Here is a 20,339-nt window from a genome sequence, read left to right on the forward strand (position 1 = left end):
AGCAGTTTAAGCGCAGTTTCCTGTTTCATAATCTCATAAGTACATCTTCAACAGCCCATAGCTTAACGACTTTCCCGAAAAAATTAAATGAATGCGCCAGAATTTCTGTAAAATCATTATAAATCAATAACTAATAATAAAATAATATTTGGTAGGTTTTTGGTAGGTAGGAAAATAATCTTCGCATCACAATACTAAGGCCATGGTGAGGCTCACCTGTAATAACAAACAATGGATTTATGGAAGAAGGAATCACTCCATGGCTTTTAAAAATATTGCAGATCAAACAAACGGTTTTTATATTCCCTGCGTATCACTCTTTGGACCAGGATGTGCCAAAGAAATTGGTACAAAGGCGCAAAACCTCGGCGCAAAAAAAGCATTAATTGTGACCGATGAAGGCTTATTTAAATTTGGTGTCGCAGATCTTATCGCAAACTATTTAACTGAAGCAGGCGTTGCGAGCCATATTTTTCCGGGTGCAGAACCTAACCCAACCGATATTAATGTTCATAACGGTGTAAATGCCTATAACGAAAATGGCTGTGACTTTATTGTCTCTCTAGGTGGCGGATCATCTCATGACTGTGCAAAAGGGATTGGTCTAGTCACTGCTGGTGGTGGTCATATTCGTGACTACGAAGGTATTGATAAAAGCAAAGTGCCAATGACACCGCTCATTGCAGTAAATACAACGGCTGGTACCGCATCTGAAATGACCCGTTTTTGTATTATTACCAATACAGACACTCACGTAAAAATGGCAATTGTCGACTGGCGTTGTACCCCACTGATTGCCATTGATGACCCGAAACTCATGATCGCAAAACCAGCTGGTTTAACAGCGGCAACGGGTATGGATGCGTTAACCCATGCAGTTGAAGCATATGTGTCTACAGCAGCAAACCCAATTACCGATGCGTGTGCAGAAAAAGCGATTACGATGATCAGCCAGTGGTTACAACCTGCTGTCGCAAATGGTGAAAATATCGAAGCACGTGATGCAATGAGCTATGCACAGTACTTGGCTGGTATGGCATTTAACAACGCATCTTTAGGTTATGTTCACGCAATGGCTCATCAGTTGGGCGGTTTTTACAACCTACCTCACGGCGTATGTAATGCAATCTTGTTACCACACGTGTGTGAATTTAACTTAATTGCTTGCCCAGATCGTTACGCAAAAATCGCAGATTTAATGGGTGTAAGAACTCATGGGTTAACAGTGATGGAAGCTGCATATGCTGCTATTGATGCCATTCGTAAACTGTCTTCATCAATTGGTATTCCATCTGGTTTAAAAGAGCTAGGTGTGAAAACTGAAGACCTTGCGGTGATGGCAGATAATGCTCAAAAAGATGCATGCATGTTGACCAACCCTCGTAAAGCAAACCATGCACAAGTTGTGGAGATTTTTAAAGCAGCACTTTAATACTGATGTAATGGCATATCCCTCTAGTAAGTCAAATCCCTCCGACCGTTGACTTACTTTTTTCGGGAATACTTAGCTCCAGCGGTATTCCCTTTTTTTAAAAACTATATTCCAACCTTCTCTAAACCTGATTGACAATTCGCCCATTTCATTTAAGGATACTCAGCATGTCTTAATTACAATAGCTCGATAAAAATGAATACATCTTCAGCTAATCAAAATTATGTTCCAGATATTTTAGGTACTGGCTACGATCAACTTACACTCAACTTTCCTAATGATTACGAAGGAAAAGTTGTAGCTACCTTAGTACGCAAAAAGGCCGCTCAATCGACTCAAAAAGCCGTGCTGTATATTCATGGTTTTTTAGATTATTTCTTTCAAACCGAAATGGCTGAGCAATTCAATGAGCATGGTTATGACTTCTATGCCTTGGATTTAAGAAAATACGGCCGTTCAAAGCTACCCCATCAAATTTTCTATAATGTGCTTGATTTAAATGAATACGATGCCGAAATTACACAAGCATTAGAGATTATTGGTAAAGAACAGCACACACAAGTCTTACTTGCAGGGCATTCGACTGGCGGTTTAACGGCGACGCTTTATGCTGCCCATAACCCAAACCACCCTCTGATTAAAGGACTTTGGGCAAACAGCCCGTTTTATGACTTCAATTTAAGTCTAGTCGAAAAGAAATTTGGTATTCCAGTACTTAGTCGTGTAGGAAAATATCTGCCAAAAGTTAAATTCCCAAGTCAATTAAACAAATGGTACACCGCGAGCCTTCACAAACAGCTCAAGGGCGAATGGGACTTTAATCTGGACTGGAAACCTACCTCTGCCCCTACGGTTCAACTCAGCTTTTTACATGCGATTCATACGGCACAAAAAGAAATACATCGCGGTGTTAAACTGAATGTTCCCGCACTGATTATGCACTCTCATCAGACTAAAAACCCTAAAAAATGGGGAGCAGATGCGACTCAAAGCGATGTAATTTTAGACGTTAAAGACATTGAAAAATTTGGTAAAAAAATCAAAGGCGATGTCTCTGTTGTCTCTATTCACAATGGGTTGCATGATTTAGTCCTTTCGGCCCAGCCAGTACGAGAACAAGTCTATCAACAATTGTTTCAGTGGCTGGATCAAAAAATCACTTAACTGAGCTTAGGTGAGTCAAGGTATTTCATCAGCAATTGATGCGCAGGATGTTCGCTCGGTACTAACTCCATAAGACGTTCTACCGCATCGATTGCTTCAGGAAAATGAGCTAAATGCTTAAGTAATAAATCCGTTTCTTGCGTTTTAAAAATTGCATCACTCAAGCGCGATTCAAGGCAGTCACGCCATGCACATAAAAACGGACTTTCCGTTTTTGCCAGAAATACACCTGTGTAAAGCTGCAAAGCCGAGGCTGCATATCCGGCATCCAGTGCTTGTTCAGCTTGTAAAAAATCGGCTTCAACATGCACCAGCAAACGATATGGACGTGACCCCAGTAAGCCACCCAAAATATCTCGTAGTTGAGACATTTCAGCTTTAAGCGTACCCATACTGACTTTACGTTCGCCATAAAGTGCCTGATAGAGATGCTCTAAAGTTAAGCCATGTGGACATAACGCCAATATGGTTAAAATTTCAATTTGACGCGGTGTTAATAATAAACTTTTGCCATTAAATTTAACTTGTGGCGTCGAAAAAGCACGGATATGTAATTGCTGGCGCTGCTGCTCTAGCAAAGCAGATTGAATAATGGATGCACAACGTTCAGCAGCCAATATTCCTAAACTATTATGATTCTTCCACGTTGTTGATAAATCAACGACACCTAGGGTTTGTTTTGAGTATGGATCGATAATCGGTGCGGCATAGCACACCCACTCGTGGATCGATTCCATGTAATGTTCATTTGAAAAAACACAGCTTGATTGTTGAGTTTTTAAAGATAAAGCCAAGGCATTTGTGCCCACAAATTCTTCGCGCCATTGACCACCCTGCACAAAATGTACACGTTCAGCAGCACTTTGCATTTGAGCACTTGGAGCAGTCCAAATAATGGTACTGCCGATATCACCGACAGCAATCACCATTGAAGATTGCTCTGCAATATGACGTAAATCGTCAGCACACTGACTTAAAGCCATATCTAAAGCATTTTGTGAAGCAGATTTTTTTTCGACTAATGGAGCCGCAAAGCGCTCCTTAGGAATCGCAGCAGAAGCTGATCGTTCCCATGAGCTTGCAATACTTTGGCCGAGTTTGGCAGCATTCTGAGGAGAGAGACTATTTTGCGTGCGCAGTTGATCAATCAACGTCCGTTGCTGCAATAAATCCTTTTTTGTGAACATTTGTAAATTCCTTATATATCCACATTTCTATTCCAACCTTTCTCCAACCTTCTTCTTTATATCCTAATTATACAAAGTACGAAAGTACCTACTGACAGGGTTCTTGTTAGTCTTTAGTCCTAAAAAGCAAAGGAATATTTATATGCGCTATATCGATCCAAATCAACCAGGCTCAAAAGTTCAATTTAAATCACAATACGAAAATTTTATTGGCGGTGAATGGGTAGCACCTGTAAAGGGTGCGTATTTTGACAATGTATCTCCTGTTGATGGAAAAGCTTTTACACGTATTCCACGCTCTAGTGCCGAAGATATTGAACTCGCTCTAGATGCAGCGCACAAAGCGAAAGCAACATGGAATAAAGCATCACCAACAGTACGCTCGAACATCCTTTTAAAAATTGCTGATCGTTTAGAAGCAAATCTTGAAATGCTTGCTGTAGCAGAAACTTGGGATAACGGTAAAGCAGTCCGTGAAACTTTAGCAGCCGACCTTCCACTTGCGATTGACCATTTCCGTTATTTCGCTGGATGCATTCGTGCTCAAGAAGGTGGCATCTCTGAAATTGATGAAGATACCATTGCGTATCATTTCCACGAACCACTAGGTGTCGTTGGTCAAATCATTCCATGGAATTTCCCGATTTTGATGGCAGCATGGAAACTTGCACCTGCTTTAGCAGCTGGTAACTGTGTGGTGATTAAGCCAGCTGAGCAAACCCCAGTGGGTATTTTGTTGGTGGCTGAACTCATCCAGGATATTTTACCACCGGGTGTACTCAATATTGTCAATGGTTTCGGTTCAGAAGTCGGCCGACCGTTAGCAACAAACCCACGTATTGCAAAAATCGCGTTCACAGGTTCAACTCAAACTGGACAAATGGTGATGCAATATGCGACTGAAAATATTATTCCAGTCACCTTAGAACTTGGCGGTAAGTCACCAAACCTTTTCTTTGAAGATATCATGGATAAAGAAGATGACTTCTTAGAAAAAACGCTGGAAGGTTTTGCGATGTTTGCCTTAAACCAAGGTGAAGTATGTACTTGTCCTTCTCGTGCTTTAGTACAAGAAAGCATTGCTGATCAGTTCTTAGAGATGGCCGTCGAGCGTGTAAAACGTATTAAAACTGGTCATCCACTTGATACTGAAACAATGATTGGTGCTCAAGCATCTCTACAACAACAAGAGAAAATCTTACGTTGTATTAACACTGGTCGTGAAGAAGGTGCAGAGCTCTTACTTGGCGGTAGCGGCCGTAAAGAAGTAGGCGATGGTTACTATGTTGATCCGACTATTTTTAAAGGTCACAACGGCATGCAAGTTTTCCAAGAAGAAATTTTTGGACCTGTACTTGCTGTGACAACGTTCAAAGACTTTGATGATGCAATTAAAATTGCCAATGACACCATGTATGGTTTAGGTGCAGGTGTATGGTCACGTTCAGCTCACATTTCTTATCGTGCAGGTCGTGCTATTGAAGCTGGCCGTGTTTGGACAAACTGCTACAACATCTACCCTGCACATGCTGCATTTGGTGGTTACAAGAAGTCTGGTATTGGCCGCGAAAACCATAAGATGATGCTAGATCATTATCAACAAACTAAAAACTTGTTAGTGAGTTATTCAACTAAACCAATGGGCTTCTTCTAAGTTTCGCACCAAGTTGATACCAAACTATCAACACTAGAAAGAAGTAAGATGACTAATCATATAAGAAGCCAGTAATTTAGATTGCTGGCTTCTTTATTTCCGATTGTTAAGCTTGAATTTTTATCATTTAGAATAAAAAAAACTCCATCTACTCTCTGAAGTGCTTCATTTAGGCATTGCTTTTGCATTGATTCATACAAACCCACTCGCAGGAGTATTGTATGAATCAACCAGAAACAGCTTCCGTCATTTCTTCAAGCACAGAAGTTTCATCAGCAGAATATTTTGCTCAGCGTCAACTCAAACAAGGTACGGTTGGTTGGTTACTCCTGATTGGTTTAGGCGTAGCTTATGTGATATCGGGTGATTTTGCTGGCTGGAACTTCGGCATTGCTCAAGGTGGTTGGGGTGGCATGTTTATTGCCACTGCCCTCGCTGCAATTATGTATCTGTGCCTGTGTCTTTCTATGTCAGAAATGTCCACCATGATGCCGACAGCAGGTGGCGGTTATAGTTTTGCACGTGCTGCTTTTGGTCCTTTTGGGGGCTATTTAACAGGAACAGCCATTTTAATTGAATATGCGATTGCTCCTGCGGCGATTGCCGTATTTATTGGCGGTTATTGCGAATCTTTATTTGGCATAAATGGCTGGATGATTTACCTCGCCTGCTACGCTATTTTTATGGGCATACATCTAAAAGGTGCTGGCGAAGCCTTAAAAATTATGTTCGCAATTACACTTGTCGCAGCTGTTGCTCTGATTGTGTTTATTGTCGCAATGGTTCCACATTTTAATACACAAAATCTGTTAGATATTCCTGTTGGCACAGCAGCTGGTGCAAGTCGTTTTCTACCTCATGGCTATTTAGGCATCTGGGCCGCAGTTCCTTTTGCAATCTGGTTTTTCCTTGCAGTTGAAGGTGTGCCATTAGCCGCCGAAGAAGCAAAAGATCCAGCAAAATCTCTTCCACGCGGTTTAATCGGTGCAATGCTCATCTTAACGGCGTTTGCCATGCTCATTTTATTCTTGGGTGCAGGCGCAGCAGGTGCAAGTACTTTGCAAAACTCAGGAGCTCCCCTCGTCGATGCTCTGGTTAAAGTTTATGGCACCAACACTTGGCTTGCGACATTCGTAAACTTTGTGGGTTTAGCTGGTTTAATTGCAAGTTTCTTTTCAATTATCTATGCCTATTCCCGTCAAATTTTTGCACTTTCTCGCGCTGGTTACTTACCTACTTCACTCTCTTTAACCAATAAAAATAAAGCGCCTTATCTCGCAATTATTATTCCGGGCATTATTGGGTTCTTGCTTTCACTGACCAAAGAAGGCGATTCACTGATTTTAATCGCGGTTTTTGGTGCCACCATTTCCTATGTGTTGATTCTTTTATCCCACATCAAACTACGCCTATCTAAACCCGACATGCCTCGTCCTTATAAAACTCCTGGAGGAATCGTTACTTCAAGTATTGCCTTAGTTCTAGCAGTCGCTGCTGTCGTTGCGGGCTTTGTTGTTAATCCAAAAGTTTGGTTTATTGCTGCCGCTATTTATGTCGTATTTATTGCTTACTTTTTATTCTATAGCCGTTATCATTTAGTTAAAGGTACACCAGAAGAAGAGTTTGCAAATATTAAAGCCGCAGAACAAGAACTATAAAAAAGGATGCAACTATGAGTTATCGCAATATTGTCGCCAATCAACAGTATCACTTTGCTGACTTGAAGAGCTTGATGGCAAAAGCCACACCTTTACGTTCTGGCGATGAATTAGCAGGTGTAGCGGCCAGAGACGCAACCGAACATGTTGCGGCACAAATGACTTTGGCCGATGTACCACTTAAAACCTTTTTGAACGAAGTTATGGTCGATTATGAAACTGATGAAATTACACGACTGATTATTGATGAACATGATCTGGCAGCTTTTGCCCCTATTTCACACTTTACAGTAGGTGATTTTCGAAATTGGTTACTTGGAGAAGAAGCAACTGCTCAAAGTTTAAAAGCATTAGCATCAGGTTTAACTCCAGAAATGGTGGCTGCTGTCAGCAAAATTATGCGCAATCAAGATTTGATTTATGTTGCCAGCAAATGTGAGGTAATTACCCAGTTTCGCAACACGATTGGTTTAAAAGGCCATCTTTCTACCCGTTTACAACCGAACCACCCCACCGATGATGTGCTTGGTATTTCTGCCAGTATTTTAGATGGTTTAATGTATGGCAATGGTGATGCTGTGATTGGCATTAACCCTGCAACAGATAACCTGCATAATTTGTCAGAGCTACTGAAATTACTTGATCATGTCATTCAGGAATATCAAATTCCGACACAATCTTGTGTACTCACCCATATCAGCTCAGGCATTCAACTTGCTGAAAAAAATGTGCCGATTGATTTAATGTTTCAATCAATCGCTGGTACGCAGCTGGCTAATGAAGGTTTTGGAATATCTCTCGATTTACTACAAGAAGGATATGAAGCCACACTCGCACTCAAACGCGGAACCATTGGTCAAAATGTTATGTACTTTGAAACGGGTCAAGGCAGTGCGTTATCCAGCAATGCACATCACGGCGTGGACCAACAAACATTAGAAACGCGTGCTTATGCAGTGGCCCGTAAATACAATCCCCTTTTAGTGAATACAGTCGTTGGCTTTATTGGTCCCGAATATCTTTTTAACGGCAAACAAATTATACGTGCAGGTCTAGAAGACCACTTCTGCGGTAAGTTACTCGGAGTGCCAATGGGCTGCGACATTTGCTATACCAACCATGCCGATGCTGACCAAAATGATATGGATGTTCTACTTACTCTATTTGGTGCTGCGGGCATTAATTTTATTATGGGAATTCCGGGTTCAGACGATGTCATGCTCAACTATCAAACGACCTCGTTCCATGATGCTCTCTATTTAAGACAACTCCTCGGTTTAAAACCCGCTCCTGAGTTTTCAGCTTGGCTTGAACAGCAAGGTATTTTTAAACAGCAAAACTCTCAAATTTGTTGGGCAGACCATATGCCTGACCAATTCTCTCGTCTGCTCATGAACTAGGGAGAACACCATGAAACTGAACCGTGATATTCAATATCCATCTTCTACTCATCAAGATCAATGGGAAAAACTTAAACAGTTTACTGAAGCCCGTATTGCTCTGGGCCGTGCGGGTTGTAGTATCCCAACACGAGCCTTACTTGAATTTCAGTTGTCGCATGCACAAGCAAAAGATGCGGTTTATCAAGACATGGATGTTACCTATTTATCTGAACAATTAGCGCAAAGACAGCTGCAAAGTCTTCATGTACAAAGTAATGCTCCTAATAAGGAAGTCTATCTTAAACGTCCTGATTTAGGACGTCAGCTTTCAGATCAATCAAAAGATGTCTTAATTAAGAAGTATGCAGAAGGTCCTCAACAATACGATGTTTGTATTGTGGTCGGTGATGGACTCTCTGCAAGAGCAATTGAAGCGAATGCTATTCCATTCATTACTGCGCTAAGTGAGCAAGTTCAGCAAGAAAACTGGACTCTTGCGCCCATTTCACTGGCAACAGGCAGTCGGGTTGCTTTAGGTGATGAAGTTGCTGAGATCTTTAAGGCACCCATGCTAGTGATGCTCATCGGTGAGCGCCCTGGTTTAAGCTCTCCTGACAGTATGGGAATTTACTACACATGGAATGCATATTCAGGCTGCCTTGATGCTAAACGTAATTGTATTTCTAATGTCCGCTCTGCAGGCTTAAGTATTCCAGTTGCGGTACAACGCTTAATGACATTAATGAAAAAATCAAAACAGCTCGGCTTTTCAGGCGTTAATTTAAAAGATGAACATCAACTTTCAGATTTAGGTCTTGAGGGAACTCAAAAGCTATTATTTTAAACAGTAGAATATGTTTAGGGATTTATTGATAAATAGATAATCCTTTGCATAACAACATCATTTTAACGAAAAATATCAATTTTCAGGTATTGACGATTTATACAGATATTTTCTTCTTTATATTTATCGCTATACTCCACCTATTGATCTTCTATGAATCATTTGTATGAGCACAACAAACGCCTTCCCAAAAACTATTTATGCCATTCAGCATCTTGCTTTCGAAGACTTAGGTTCATTAGAAGATGTCTTTTATCAACTCGGATTTCGCGTCCGTTATTTTGAGGCAGGTGTTGATGATTTAACCCCTGCTTTTTCACATGAAGGTTTAACTATTATTTTAGGCGGTCCAATCGGAGTTTATGAAACTGACGATTATCCATTCTTAAAAGATGAAATCGCTTTACTCAAACAACGTTTAGCAGCTGACAAGCCTACACTTGGTATTTGCCTAGGTGCACAGCTTATTGCTCATGCACTTGGCGCAAAAGTATATGCAGGACATCAAAAAGAAATTGGCTGGGGTCCACTCAGCTTAAGCTTACGCGCTAATCAGGTTTTATCTGGTTTGCTTAACAATGTTCATGTTCTACATTGGCACGGCGACACTTTCGATCTTCCTGAAAATGCGGTGCTATTAGCAAGTTCCGATGTTTATACCAATCAGGCATTTGAAGTCGGTAATAATATTCTTGCCTTGCAGTTCCACATTGAAACGACTGAAGAACATTTTGAAAAATGGCTCATTGGTCATACATGTGAACTTCGCCATGCAAATATTTCAATTCCAAAACTTCGCGAAGAAAATCAGCAATATGCTCAAAATCTCGAACATGCTGCTTTTGATGTTATTCAAAAATTTCTTAAACGAATTGGATATAGTGGTTAATCTTTAATTCAATATATTAGTTAAATTATACTTAGAAAGCCAAATGCTCATTTTTTACCCAGAGATGGATTATTAATCCGTCTTTGGGAACCTTTATAATTAATTTCCGTGTATTATTAATTTATTAACTTTGTAACATAAAATAAACGCTGATTTACTATGGAAATCCTGAAATTTATTAAAAGCTTTAATACAGTAAACACTTATTTATTGCTAGCATCTATTCTTCTTATAATCATTGTTCTTTATTTCTACGTGGTTAATCCGGCTTAGCTTAATTTGCCAAAGCACCATAAAGCATAATATATGTAAGAAAATAGATATAAAAAAGCCCAACTGAGTTGGGCTTTTTTATATCTGCTATTTGCTCAAAAACATTTTACGCGTCTTACTTTTTCTCAGGCTTAAAGCTATCTTTTAAATCGAGAATACGGTTAAACACTGGTTTTTCAGGAGTGTGATCGTGTTGATCAGCAACAAAATAACCTTCGCGTTCAAACTGGAAACGATCTTCTGGACTCGCTTGTGCCAAAGCAGGTTCAATTACAGCTTCTAACACTTGCAATGAATCTGGATTTAAGTTCGCTAAGAAATCATCACCTGTTTCAGGATCTGCTTCTGTGAACAAACGGTCATAAATACGTACTTCAGCAGGAATACCTTTTGTTGCAGATACCCAGTGAATTACGCCTTTCACTTTACGGCCTTCAGGGTTTTTACCTAAAGTTTCAGGATCGATTGAACATTTCAGCTCAATCACTTCACCATTAGCATCCTTAATAACTTCATCACATTTAATGACATAAGCATGGCGTAAACGCACTTCACCATCAGGAACTAAACGCTTGAAGCCTTTTGGTGGTACTTCTTCAAAGTCTTTACGGTCAATATAGATTTCCTTAGTTAAAGGAATCACACGGTCACCCATATCTACGTTTGGATGGCGAGCATGTGTAAGATCCATATCTTCTGGTAAATTAGTTAAAGTCACTTTAAGTGGACTTAAAACAGCCATTCCACGCGCAGCTGTATTTTCCAAAGATTGACGAATACAGAACTCAAGCATTGCAACATCTACAATACCGTCAGTTTTAGATACACCTACACGCTTACAAAACTCACGTAAGCCTTCTGGTGTGAAACCGCGACGACGCATACCCACTACAGTCGGCATACGCGGGTCATCCCAACCATTCACATGACCACCTTCCACCAATTTACGTAATTTACGTTTTGATGTAATGGTGTAGTCCACATTTAAGCGTGAAGATTCATATTGATGCGGAACCGCTTGAGATTTTACCTTTTCTACAATCCAGTCATAAAACGGACGGTGATCTTGGAACTCTAATGTACAAAGTGAATGAGTAATCCCCTCGATCGCATCAGACAATGGATGAGCATAGTCATACATTGGATAGATTTTCCATTTATCACCTGTTTGGTGATGTTCTGAATGCAATACACGATATAAAATTGGATCACGCATGTGTACGTTTGGACTTGCCATATCAATTTTGGCACGTAAAACTGCTTCACCCTCTTTAAATTCGCCACTACGCATTTTTTCAAAACGCGCAAGGTTCTCTTCAACAGATGCATCACGGTATGGTGAATTTTTACCCGGCTCAACAAAACTACCGCGGTTTAACTTAATTTCTTCTGGAGATTGTAAATCAACATAAGCATCACCTTGCTCAATAAGTTGAACAGCCCATGCATATAATTGATCAAAATAACCCGATGCATAGCGCGGCTCACCATTCCAGTTAAAACCAAGCCATTTCACATCATTAGCAATACCGTCAACATACTCTTGTTCTTCAGCATCAGGGTTTGTATCGTCAAAACGTAAATTACATAACCCATCAAATTCTTCAGCCACACCAAAGTTTAGGCAAATTGCTTTTACATGACCAATATGTAAATAGCCATTTGGTTCTGGTGGAAAACGCGTTACGATCTGCTTTGCACGCCCAGCAGCCAAGTCTTCAGTAATGACTTGGCGAACGAAATCTAAGCCAGCCTGTTGTTCTTGCTGCGCAGAATCGACAGAGGCATGAGTATTCGGTGTCGGGTTATTTGGCAGGCTCGAGACAACATCATTAGGCTTCATAGTGTATCAATCACTTCTTTGTAGATAAAATTTCGAAAAATTTAAACGCTATCTTCATTTTTCACAAAGATTTTAACGTTTTTTACTTGCCTTGTAGTTTACAGTTTGCTTATGCTTCTCTCAACCAAAAACCCATGGTCATAAGCCCATGTTTAGGAGATTAATGTAATGAGTTTTCCTCAAGTCGAATTAAACACCAATAAAGGTCGTATTGTTCTTGAACTGAATGCTGAAAAAGCACCTAAAACAGTAGCAAACTTTTTAGAATATGTACGTGACGGTTTTTATGACGGCGTTATTTTCCACCGCGTCATTGATGGTTTCATGATCCAAGGTGGCGGTATGGATGAAAACTTCAAAGAAAAAGCGACACGCGATTCAATTGAAAACGAAGCTGATAACGGTTTAAGCAATGACGAAGGTACGATTGCAATGGCGCGTACTCAAGCTCCTCACTCAGCGTCTGCTCAATTCTTCATCAATGTAAAAAATAACTCTTTCTTGAACCATACTTCTAAAACTGCTCAAGGTTGGGGTTATGCTGTATTTGGTAAAGTTGTTGAAGGTTTAGATGTTGTTGAAGCGATCAAAGGTGTTCGCACTGGCAACCGCGGTTATCACGCTGACGTTCCTTTAGAAAATGTAGTAATCGAATCTGCTAAAATTATTTCTGAATAATTTTAGGATAAAGCTGTGACTTATCTGTTTATCTCAGATTTACATTTGTCACCTGAACACCCTCGACTCGTTCGAGGGTTTTTAGACTTATTGGTGCATTACCAGCATAAAAATACTCAACTCTACATCTTAGGCGACTGGTTTAATGCCTGGATTGGAGATGACTATTCAGCACCATGGCTTGATGAAATTGTTGAGGCCTTAAAAGACTTTAATCAAAAAGGGAATCAGGTTTACTTTCAAGTCGGTAATCGTGATTTTGCGCTTAATCAGGTTTTCCTCAATAAATTTAATGGCGTCTTACTCCCTGACGTTTATTCCCTCAATATCGCAGGACATCAATATCGTCTAGAACACGGCGATGCATTATGTACAGATGATATTTCTTATCAAAGATTTAAAAAGATTATTCGAAATCCGCTCTTAGTTGCTCTTTTACGCCGGACTCCTCTCAGTTTTCGCACTAAACTAGTGAATGGCTTTCGCAAAAGAAGCTCCGCTGATAAACAGCAAAAAAGCTATGAAATTATGGATGTAAATGAACAAGCTGTTATTTCTGCTTTAGAAGATGTAGATATACTGATTCATGGACATACTCACCGCCCTTCAATTCATCAGGTACAAGCTAAACAACGAATTGTTCTTGGCGATTGGCGTGAAGATCAGGCTTATATTCTGGAAATTGATCCATCCTCAAATACGCAACAGCTCGAATTGATTGTCTGGAATTATTAACTAGAAATTAGTCACTTTTTATTTCAACTTTCAATTCTTTAATTTTTTTATTTAAATCAGAATCGTAAATCACACACATGCTGGCAATAAATATAAATCTCCAGCTTATTTGTGCATGATCGTGATAATCAATGTATAAAATAAGAAGACTCAATACAAATATAAGAATGATAAAGGCTTTAACAATTCTAATTTCTCGCAACTTACTCTTTGCATTTGTTGGCATTAAATCAATCATTTTCAATAAATTACTAAAACTTTATATAAACATTATATTTCTTTATCGAATTACATAGGAAATGTTTTTGAATAAAATAGCGTATGATGGCAAAGATTAAATTCTCTCAATTGCCATAAGATTGATATGGAGCACACCTATGGACCTATTGAATTCTGTTAAAAGTCGCTATACAACAAAAGCGTATGATTCTGAAAAGAAAATTCCTCAAGAAAAAATTAATAAATTATTAGAAATTTTACGTTTTACGCCTTCTTCAGTAAATATTCAGCCTTGGCATTTCGTAGTTGCAGATAATCAGGCAGCTAAAGAACGAATTGCAAAAGCCTTAACAGGTAAATATGCCTACAACGCTCCAAAAGTACTCGAGTCATCACACACACTTATCTTTTGCACAAGAACAGATATTTCAGCTGAATACTTAAATCAATTGCTTGAACAAGATGATTTGAGCGGTCGTTTTAAAGATGAAAAAGCAAAGCTCGGCCAAAAAGATACTCGCCATGGCTATGTTGAATTTTATCGAAATGAGCAGAAAAATTTATTTGGGTGGATGGAAAATCAAACATTTATTGCTTTAGGGCAACTACTTTTTGCTGCTGGTTTAGAAGGAATTGATGCAACGCCAATGGGCGGCTTTGATGAAGATATTTTAAATGCTGAGCTTGGTTTAACTGAAAAAGGCCTGCGTAGTTCAGTCATTGTTTCTCTAGGTTATCGCAGTGAAAACGATTTCAATGCAAAGCTTCCTAAATCGCGCCTACCAGATGAAGTTATCTTTACCTATTTATAAAATGAAAATAGTTCAAGAGATTCAACTCTCTTGAACTATAAACTCATGGCCCTAGCTAAACAAAGTACGCCAATGATCCCCAATAAAATACCCAAAGTGGTAGACCATTTTAATTTTTCTTTATATAAAATAACCCCACTTGCAATTCCTAATAACACAACGAGAATATTCATACTTGCAAAAACAATTGCAGGTGAATCCTTTAAAAGAATATGAGCCTTCACATATAAAGCAATATTTGAAAAATTAAGCACACCTAATACTAATCCAGCTATAGCACTTTTAAGCTGCCATTTTTGGGTTTTCTGCACCAATAAATATGAAATTGAGAATATAAAAGATGTAATAAAAATAAGATTCAACGTGAGTGTAAATTGAAGGCCTAAACTACTCGTATATTTTAAGAGAATGTCTACCGCGGCATATCCACACCAAACACTTAATAGAGCAACAATTGCTTTGCGAGATTGATGATTCGAAGAAGTATTCATTTGTCCAAATAAGACGAGTAAGACTGCAAAAACTCCTAGACCTATTCCCCACAGCTTTAATGCATTAAATTGCTCATTAAAAATGAAATAAGCTGCGAGTAAAGAAAGTACCACGGAAAGTCGTTGTGCAACCTCAGTTTTAACAATTCCTGCATATTCTAATGATTTAGCTAAACATAGAAAAATACTGGGCAAAATCATTCCTAATGCAACAATTAACCACCAAGGCGTCTTTTGTATTGAAATATGTTGAATATCCGGCTGAAACCACCAAAAGCAAAGAAGACTCGCACTCGCATAATTCCATGCAATCATTTGTAGCGGCTGGTAACCTTTTTTCTTTAAATTTTTTAATAGGATGGACACCAAAACACTGCTTAAAGCAGCAGCTAATATTAATAGCATCGATTAAAACTCTATTTATTTAGATATATCAGCCATAATGATCAGATTACGACTACTGTTGAATTAAATATTTTAAATTAATTTATAAATAACCATAAAAAAAGCCAGTCATAATCTGACTGGCTCCTTTTTAGATTTCAATTAACGATTATTTTCGTCTTCTTGACCATCTTCAAATTTAGTATCGTTGTCAAAACCACCTTGATGACCACCGAAACCGCCTTGACCACCGAAACCGCCTTGACCACCGAAGCCACCTTGACCACCGAAGCCGCCGCCTTGACCACCGAAGCCGCCTTGACCGCCGAAGCCGCCTTGACTACCGCCAAAGCCACCGCCTTGACCGCCACCAAAGCCACCGCCTTGACCGCCACCAAAGCCACCAGTAGGTTGACCACCGAAGCCGCCTTGTGTGCCACCTTGTGCTGGGAAGCCTGTACCTTGCGCGCCTGCTGGGCGTGGGTTACGTGCTGGAACAACAGTTGAAATAGCGTGTTTGTAAACCATTTGACTTACTGTATTTTTTAATAAAACAACATATTGGTCAAAAGATTCAATATGACCCTGTAATTTAATACCGTTCACAAGGAAAATAGAAACAGGGATACGTTCTTTACGGAGAGAATTTAAGAACGGATCTTGTAAAGTTTGACCTTTAGACATTTTTAACTCCAAAAAAAAATTTTTAAATCAGCGCAAAAAAACTATCTTTATTTTTCAACTAAAAATTATAAAAAGACAGTGTGCAAATTTTGCTTTATCCATAAGAGTTTCGCAAGTCTTCTTTCGCCTGCTTTATCGTCAAGTAAGTTTTAAAATCGTGTATTTCTTGCAAAGAACGTAACCACGTATATTGACGTTTGGCAAGTTGTCGTGTTGCAAATAAAGCTTTATCCTCCATTTCACGTTTACTTTTGAGACTTAAGTCACTTTTTAATAGAAATTCTAGTGCTTGTCGATAACCCACTGAACGCATTGAGGGTAAATTTTCATCTAAATCGTATTTTTCAATTAGAGCTTCAACTTCACTCAAAAAACCGATATCCCACATTTTGCTTAATCTTTGCTCAATGCGTTGATGTAATTCTACCCGATCTGGAAGTAAAGCATAATTATGAAATATGTATCGATATGGTACGTTTTTTGGTTGTTCTGCCTGCAATTTAGTAATTGGTTCACCCGTAATCTTATAAACTTCTAATGCTCGAATAATCCTTTGCTTATCAGTCACATTAAATTTTATAGCCGCAGCAGGATCTACAGAAACCAACTCATCATAAACGGCTTGCCAGCCTTCATTTAAACCTTTTTCTTCAATTGCTGCGCGAACTTGAGCATCAGCACTCGGCAAATTACCAGACAACCCTTCTAATAATGCCTTAAAGTACAACATGGTACCTCCGACCAAGATAGGAGTCTTACCACGTGAATGCATATCATCAATTAACTTACACGCATCTTCAACAAACTGAGCAGCTGAATAAACTTCAAGAGGCGTAATAATATCAATCAGATGATGAGGATAGAGCGCTTGCTCTTCACGCGTTGGTTTAGCGGTGCCAATATCCATATCTTTATAGACGAGTGCAGAATCAACAGAAATTAGCTCAAAATTTCCACGCTCGTATAATTCACATGCCAAAGCGGTTTTTCCGCTTGCAGTTGGTCCCATTAAATTGATGACGGGCAATTGATTTGACATGTAAAACTACTCTCCTCGAGCAAATAATTTATCTAATTGAGATAATGGAAATGCACGCCAAGTCGGCCGCCCATGGTTACATTGGCTCGCAAATTCAGTTTGTTCCATTTGACGAAGTAAAGCATTCATTTCTGAAAGGCTGAGTTGTCGATGTGCACGCACTGCTCCATGACATGCCATTCCAGCTAATAACTCGTCTCTCTTTTGAAGTAACCCTTGGGCTTCATCATTTGGATCTAAATCATTTAAAAGCTCTGGAATAAGATTTTCAAAATCAGCTTTTTGTAATATGGCAGGCACACCACGAACAATAACTTGCTCATCGCCATATAAATCAATTTCCAAACCTAAGCGCTCAAGTTGAGGTTTTAATTCCTCTACCCTAACGGCCTGCATACGGCTAATAGAAATGACTTTAGGTATAAGTAACTGCTGAGATGTCCAAAATTCAGGTTTATCCCAAGCATTTTTCATTTGTTGTAATAAAATACGCTCATGTGCCGCATGCATATCAACAATAATAAGCCCTTCGGTATTCTGCGCTAGAATATAAATTCCATGAAGTTGAGCAATTGCGATACCTAAAGGAAATTCATCAACTTTAGTTACTGGTTCAATATTTTCATTTACTGAAAAAGTAGCAGGTTGGTCACGTAGAGGCGCTAAGTATGTCTTTAACGCATTATTTAATTGAGCAGAACCATTATATTTTGGTGTTTGATCTGCATAGTGAACAACTTGCGGACGACTAGCGTTAAAATCGGTTAATAACTCTGTTGGTGCGTGCTGAGTCTGTGGCTCACTATCTGCATTTAAAGTTTCATTTGCTCGGTGCAATGAAAATTGTTCTTGATATTTAGGCTGCGGCTGTACTGAATAATCTGATTGTTCATCTACTTTCATCGCTTGAGCTAAATCAGCACTCGCTGTCTGAAATTGCGATAGAGTTTCTTTTGCATAATGCCTTACAAACTCATGCACTTCTCTTTGATTTAAAAAGCGAATTTCATGTTTTGTAGGATGAACATTGACATCAATATTTTCAGGATCGACTTCTAAGAAAAGTAGATAAGATGAATGCTGATGACCATGTAAAATACCGTCATATGCCATGCGTAACGCATGCGAAATTGTTTTATCTTTGACGATACGCCCATTTACATAGACATATTGCATATCAGCCTGCGCACGTGCATCAGAAGGATGGCCAAGCCAACCCGATAAACGCATGCTAATACTTTCAGCATCCATCCAATATGCATTTTGTACGAATTGAGAACCTAATAATTGCTGTACTCGCTGAAAACGCAGCTCGCCGCTATCTGCTATAGGTAAATTAATTCTAATATTATCATTATGCTCAAGCACAAAACGTATATCGAAATGTGTTAGAGCTAGACGGCGAACAATCTCTTCAATATGACCAAATTCAGTGGTTGGTTTTTTTAGGAATTTACGGCGTGCAGGGACATTAAAAAATAAGTCCTGAACACGGATATGGGTTCCCTTTTGAGCAGCAACAGCTTGTACTTCTTGATGATCAAATGCTGTGCCGTTTACTTCAACCTGATGGCCAATACCACTTTCATCTTGGCTACTGGTCAATGTCAATCTTGAAACAGCAGCAATCGAAGCAAGTGCCTCCCCGCGAAATCCTAAACTTACAATAGCGTGTAAATCTTCTGCCGTTTTAATTTTACTTGTGGCATGACGCATAACAGCTAGTGCTAAATCTTCAGAGTGAATACCATGCCCATTATCAATAATTTCTATTAGGGTCGAACCACCTTGAGCAATTCGCACAATGAGTTCAGTTGCACCGGCATCGATAGAGTTTTCTAATAATTCTTTAACAACAGATGAGGGACGCTCAATCACCTCACCAGCAGCAATCTGGTTGGCTAACGCTGCGTCTAATGTATGGATACGACGTTGTGTTAGCTTTTCATCAGTCATGAAGCTGTTCCTGCAAAGTCTGATACAAATGTTCTGTAGGTAAAGTTAGGGTTACTAAACGGCTCAACTCATCATCTGACTTTTGAATATCAATAATAATATCGGCCTCTGGAATTTCATCGCCACCTTTTGATGGCCATTCAAATAAAAATAATGCGTCTGTGATATCTAAATAATCACGGATTCCCATTAATTCAAGTTCATACGGATCATTCAGACGATATAAGTCAAAATGAAAAATTTCTTTATCATTAATTTTATAGGGTTCAACGAGTGTATAAGTTGGACTTTTAACAGAGCCCTTGTGGCCCAAAGCCTGTAAGAAATAGCGCGTAAGTGTGGTTTTACCCGCACCTAGATCCCCAATTAAATAAATTACACCCGACTGAACATGTTGCGCCAAAGCTTGAGCTAAACGCTCAGTATCTTCTTCATGATTTAAGACCAATTTCAATGAATACGACATAGCACACATAACATGATTCGAAATAATCGATATGATAACATTGCCCTGCCTTAAAAGCCTACTTAAGCCCTAGAAGTTGGCTTTTTTTATATCAATTTTCTTACATATTTACACTTTTTTATGTCTAGTCCGAACGATTTTTTGCCACCTATGATTGATGGTGTAAGCGCAAGCCAAGTCTATCTTCCTGCACACACAAATACTCAAACTATTTATGAGTATCTATGCCAACATTTCCAACATATTAAAGTGCAAGAGTGGCAACAACGATTTCAAGATGGACTTATTTATGGGGCAAATGGACAAAAACTAACATTAGACAGTCCATACCAAAGTAATACCCATATTTTTTATTATCGCTTTCTTGCATATGAACCACATGTACCTTTTGAACATCGGATTTTATTTGAGAATGATGATTTACTGGTGGTCGATAAACCCCATTTTCTAACGATTAGCCCGACTGGACAATATGTTCAAGAAACGCTTTTAGTCCGACTAAAGAAACAAACAGGCAATGAATTTTTAACCCCTATTCATCGTCTAGAC

General features: G+C 39.2%; 19 protein-coding genes and 1 pseudogene. 12 read left to right on the forward strand and 8 right to left on the reverse strand.

Going from position 1 to position 20,339, the window contains the following annotated elements:
• Positions 1-259 precede the first annotated feature (259 nt).
• Together mdh and UC75_RS05620 are read left to right on the forward strand one after the other, a co-directional pair.
• Entirely contained in the window at positions 260-1,432 is a 1,173-nt protein-coding gene (gene mdh, locus UC75_RS05615) for an iron-dependent methanol dehydrogenase (RefSeq protein ID WP_049836971.1), read from the forward strand.
• Between the two features lie 195 nt (positions 1,433-1,627).
• Positions 1,628-2,596, forward strand: coding sequence for an alpha/beta hydrolase (locus tag UC75_RS05620; RefSeq protein ID WP_049836972.1), 969 nt, complete (start codon positions 1,628-1,630; stop codon positions 2,594-2,596).
• Here the strand turns inward: UC75_RS05620 and UC75_RS05625 are convergent.
• Entirely contained in the window at positions 2,593-3,783 is a 1,191-nt protein-coding gene (locus UC75_RS05625) for a helix-turn-helix domain-containing protein (protein ID WP_049836973.1), read from the reverse strand. The two genes, UC75_RS05620 and UC75_RS05625, sit on opposite strands and share 4 nt — an antisense overlap.
• Positions 3,784-3,925: 142 nt before the next feature.
• Here UC75_RS05625 and UC75_RS05630 point away from each other — a divergent pair, with 142 nt between their 5' ends.
• The 6 genes from UC75_RS05630 (at position 3,926) to UC75_RS20320 (ending at position 10,483) form a co-directional block, all read left to right on the forward strand.
• Complete coding sequence (locus UC75_RS05630) at positions 3,926-5,437, forward strand: aldehyde dehydrogenase family protein (RefSeq protein WP_004791594.1); 1,512 nt, start codon at positions 3,926-3,928, stop codon at positions 5,435-5,437.
• A 221-nt stretch (positions 5,438-5,658) separates the two neighbouring features.
• Positions 5,659-7,095, forward strand: coding sequence for an ethanolamine permease (eat, locus tag UC75_RS05635; protein ID WP_049836974.1), 1,437 nt, complete (start codon positions 5,659-5,661; stop codon positions 7,093-7,095).
• A gap of 14 nt (positions 7,096-7,109) precedes the next feature.
• Complete coding sequence (locus UC75_RS05640) at positions 7,110-8,495, forward strand: ethanolamine ammonia-lyase subunit EutB (protein ID WP_049836975.1); 1,386 nt, start codon at positions 7,110-7,112, stop codon at positions 8,493-8,495.
• 10 nt (positions 8,496-8,505) lie between these two features.
• Complete coding sequence (gene eutC, locus UC75_RS05645; protein ID WP_049836976.1) at positions 8,506-9,321, forward strand: ethanolamine ammonia-lyase subunit EutC; 816 nt, start codon at positions 8,506-8,508, stop codon at positions 9,319-9,321.
• A gap of 166 nt (positions 9,322-9,487) precedes the next feature.
• Entirely contained in the window at positions 9,488-10,210 is a 723-nt protein-coding gene (locus UC75_RS05650) for a glutamine amidotransferase (RefSeq protein ID WP_004791586.1), read from the forward strand.
• A 159-nt stretch (positions 10,211-10,369) separates the two neighbouring features.
• On the forward strand, positions 10,370-10,483 hold the full coding sequence (locus UC75_RS20320) for a hypothetical protein (protein WP_081325758.1): 114 nt from the start codon (positions 10,370-10,372) through the stop codon (positions 10,481-10,483).
• 115 nt (positions 10,484-10,598) lie between these two features.
• On the opposite strand, the gene UC75_RS05655 is transcribed toward UC75_RS20320, so the two are convergent.
• Complete coding sequence (locus UC75_RS05655) at positions 10,599-12,326, reverse strand: glutamine--tRNA ligase/YqeY domain fusion protein (RefSeq protein WP_049836977.1); 1,728 nt, start codon at positions 12,324-12,326, stop codon at positions 10,599-10,601.
• A 168-nt stretch (positions 12,327-12,494) separates the two neighbouring features.
• Between UC75_RS05655 and UC75_RS05660 the strand changes: the two genes are divergently transcribed.
• Positions 12,495-13,004 carry a peptidylprolyl isomerase gene (locus tag UC75_RS05660; protein WP_004791583.1) on the forward strand — a complete coding sequence of 170 codons (510 nt, stop codon included), beginning with the start codon at positions 12,495-12,497 and terminating at the stop codon, positions 13,002-13,004.
• Positions 13,005-13,019: 15 nt separating this feature from the next.
• Positions 13,020-13,739, forward strand: a complete 720-nt coding sequence (locus UC75_RS05665) for a UDP-2,3-diacylglucosamine diphosphatase (protein WP_049836978.1) — start codon at positions 13,020-13,022, stop codon at positions 13,737-13,739.
• 7 nt (positions 13,740-13,746) lie between these two features.
• On the opposite strand, the gene UC75_RS05670 is transcribed toward UC75_RS05665, so the two are convergent.
• The gene (locus UC75_RS05670) at positions 13,747-13,977 is read right to left on the reverse strand and encodes a hypothetical protein (protein WP_049836979.1); all 231 of its coding nucleotides are present in this window, start codon (positions 13,975-13,977) and stop codon (positions 13,747-13,749) included.
• Between the two features lie 139 nt (positions 13,978-14,116).
• On the opposite strand from UC75_RS05670, the gene nfsB reads away from it, so the two are divergent.
• Positions 14,117-14,770 carry an oxygen-insensitive NAD(P)H nitroreductase gene (nfsB, locus tag UC75_RS05675; RefSeq protein WP_049836980.1) on the forward strand — a complete coding sequence of 218 codons (654 nt, stop codon included), beginning with the start codon at positions 14,117-14,119 and terminating at the stop codon, positions 14,768-14,770.
• A 35-nt stretch (positions 14,771-14,805) separates the two neighbouring features.
• On the opposite strand, the gene UC75_RS05680 is transcribed toward nfsB, so the two are convergent.
• The 5 genes from UC75_RS05680 to tsaE form a co-directional block, all read right to left on the reverse strand.
• Positions 14,806-15,666 carry a DMT family transporter gene (locus UC75_RS05680; RefSeq protein ID WP_049836981.1) on the reverse strand — a complete coding sequence of 287 codons (861 nt, stop codon included), beginning with the start codon at positions 15,664-15,666 and terminating at the stop codon, positions 14,806-14,808.
• Positions 15,667-15,807: 141 nt separating this feature from the next.
• Positions 15,808-16,329 (reverse strand): RNA chaperone Hfq, encoded by a 522-nt coding sequence (gene hfq, locus UC75_RS05685; protein ID WP_004791573.1) that lies wholly within the window; start codon positions 16,327-16,329, stop codon positions 15,808-15,810.
• A 94-nt stretch (positions 16,330-16,423) separates the two neighbouring features.
• Positions 16,424-17,368 (reverse strand): tRNA (adenosine(37)-N6)-dimethylallyltransferase MiaA, encoded by a 945-nt coding sequence (gene miaA / locus UC75_RS05690; protein ID WP_049836982.1) that lies wholly within the window; start codon positions 17,366-17,368, stop codon positions 16,424-16,426.
• 6 nt (positions 17,369-17,374) lie between these two features.
• Complete coding sequence (gene mutL, locus UC75_RS05695) at positions 17,375-19,324, reverse strand: DNA mismatch repair endonuclease MutL (protein WP_049836983.1); 1,950 nt, start codon at positions 19,322-19,324, stop codon at positions 17,375-17,377.
• Complete coding sequence (tsaE, locus tag UC75_RS05700) at positions 19,317-19,790, reverse strand: tRNA (adenosine(37)-N6)-threonylcarbamoyltransferase complex ATPase subunit type 1 TsaE (protein ID WP_049836984.1); 474 nt, start codon at positions 19,788-19,790, stop codon at positions 19,317-19,319. The genes mutL and tsaE overlap by 8 nt, the downstream gene beginning before the upstream one ends.
• Before the next feature lie 120 nt (positions 19,791-19,910).
• Here tsaE and UC75_RS20325 point away from each other — a divergent pair.
• Positions 19,911-20,339: pseudogene (locus UC75_RS20325) on the forward strand (pseudouridylate synthase); the annotation flags it as partial.

Source organism: Acinetobacter sp. V2, from assembly GCF_001188385.1.
In the GTDB taxonomy this organism is placed as follows: Bacteria; Pseudomonadota; Gammaproteobacteria; order Pseudomonadales; family Moraxellaceae; genus Acinetobacter; species Acinetobacter oleivorans.

Excerpts from the sequence above, each read along its gene's own strand:
- eat (WP_049836974.1), top strand. The coding sequence starts at position 5,659 with ATGAATCAACCAGAAACAGCTTCCGTCATTTCTTCAAGCACAGAAGTT.
- hfq (WP_004791573.1), bottom strand. The coding sequence starts at position 16,329 with ATGTCTAAAGGTCAAACTTTACAAGATCCGTTCTTAAATTCTCTCCGT.
- UC75_RS05625 (WP_049836973.1), bottom strand. The coding sequence starts at position 3,783 with ATGTTCACAAAAAAGGATTTATTGCAGCAACGGACGTTGATTGATCAA.
- UC75_RS05680 (WP_049836981.1), bottom strand. The coding sequence starts at position 15,666 with ATGCTATTAATATTAGCTGCTGCTTTAAGCAGTGTTTTGGTGTCCATC.
- tsaE (WP_049836984.1), bottom strand. The coding sequence starts at position 19,790 with ATGTCGTATTCATTGAAATTGGTCTTAAATCATGAAGAAGATACTGAG.
- eutC (WP_049836976.1), top strand. The coding sequence starts at position 8,506 with ATGAAACTGAACCGTGATATTCAATATCCATCTTCTACTCATCAAGAT.
- mdh (WP_049836971.1), top strand. The coding sequence starts at position 260 with ATGGCTTTTAAAAATATTGCAGATCAAACAAACGGTTTTTATATTCCC.
- UC75_RS05650 (WP_004791586.1), top strand. The coding sequence starts at position 9,488 with ATGAGCACAACAAACGCCTTCCCAAAAACTATTTATGCCATTCAGCAT.
- UC75_RS05620 (WP_049836972.1), top strand. The coding sequence starts at position 1,628 with ATGAATACATCTTCAGCTAATCAAAATTATGTTCCAGATATTTTAGGT.
- UC75_RS05630 (WP_004791594.1), top strand. The coding sequence starts at position 3,926 with ATGCGCTATATCGATCCAAATCAACCAGGCTCAAAAGTTCAATTTAAA.
- mutL (WP_049836983.1), bottom strand. The coding sequence starts at position 19,324 with ATGACTGATGAAAAGCTAACACAACGTCGTATCCATACATTAGACGCA.
- UC75_RS05670 (WP_049836979.1), bottom strand. The coding sequence starts at position 13,977 with ATGATTGATTTAATGCCAACAAATGCAAAGAGTAAGTTGCGAGAAATT.
- UC75_RS05655 (WP_049836977.1), bottom strand. The coding sequence starts at position 12,326 with ATGAAGCCTAATGATGTTGTCTCGAGCCTGCCAAATAACCCGACACCG.
- miaA (WP_049836982.1), bottom strand. The coding sequence starts at position 17,368 with ATGTCAAATCAATTGCCCGTCATCAATTTAATGGGACCAACTGCAAGC.
- nfsB (WP_049836980.1), top strand. The coding sequence starts at position 14,117 with ATGGACCTATTGAATTCTGTTAAAAGTCGCTATACAACAAAAGCGTAT.
- UC75_RS05640 (WP_049836975.1), top strand. The coding sequence starts at position 7,110 with ATGAGTTATCGCAATATTGTCGCCAATCAACAGTATCACTTTGCTGAC.
- UC75_RS20320 (WP_081325758.1), top strand. The coding sequence starts at position 10,370 with ATGGAAATCCTGAAATTTATTAAAAGCTTTAATACAGTAAACACTTAT.
- UC75_RS05660 (WP_004791583.1), top strand. The coding sequence starts at position 12,495 with ATGAGTTTTCCTCAAGTCGAATTAAACACCAATAAAGGTCGTATTGTT.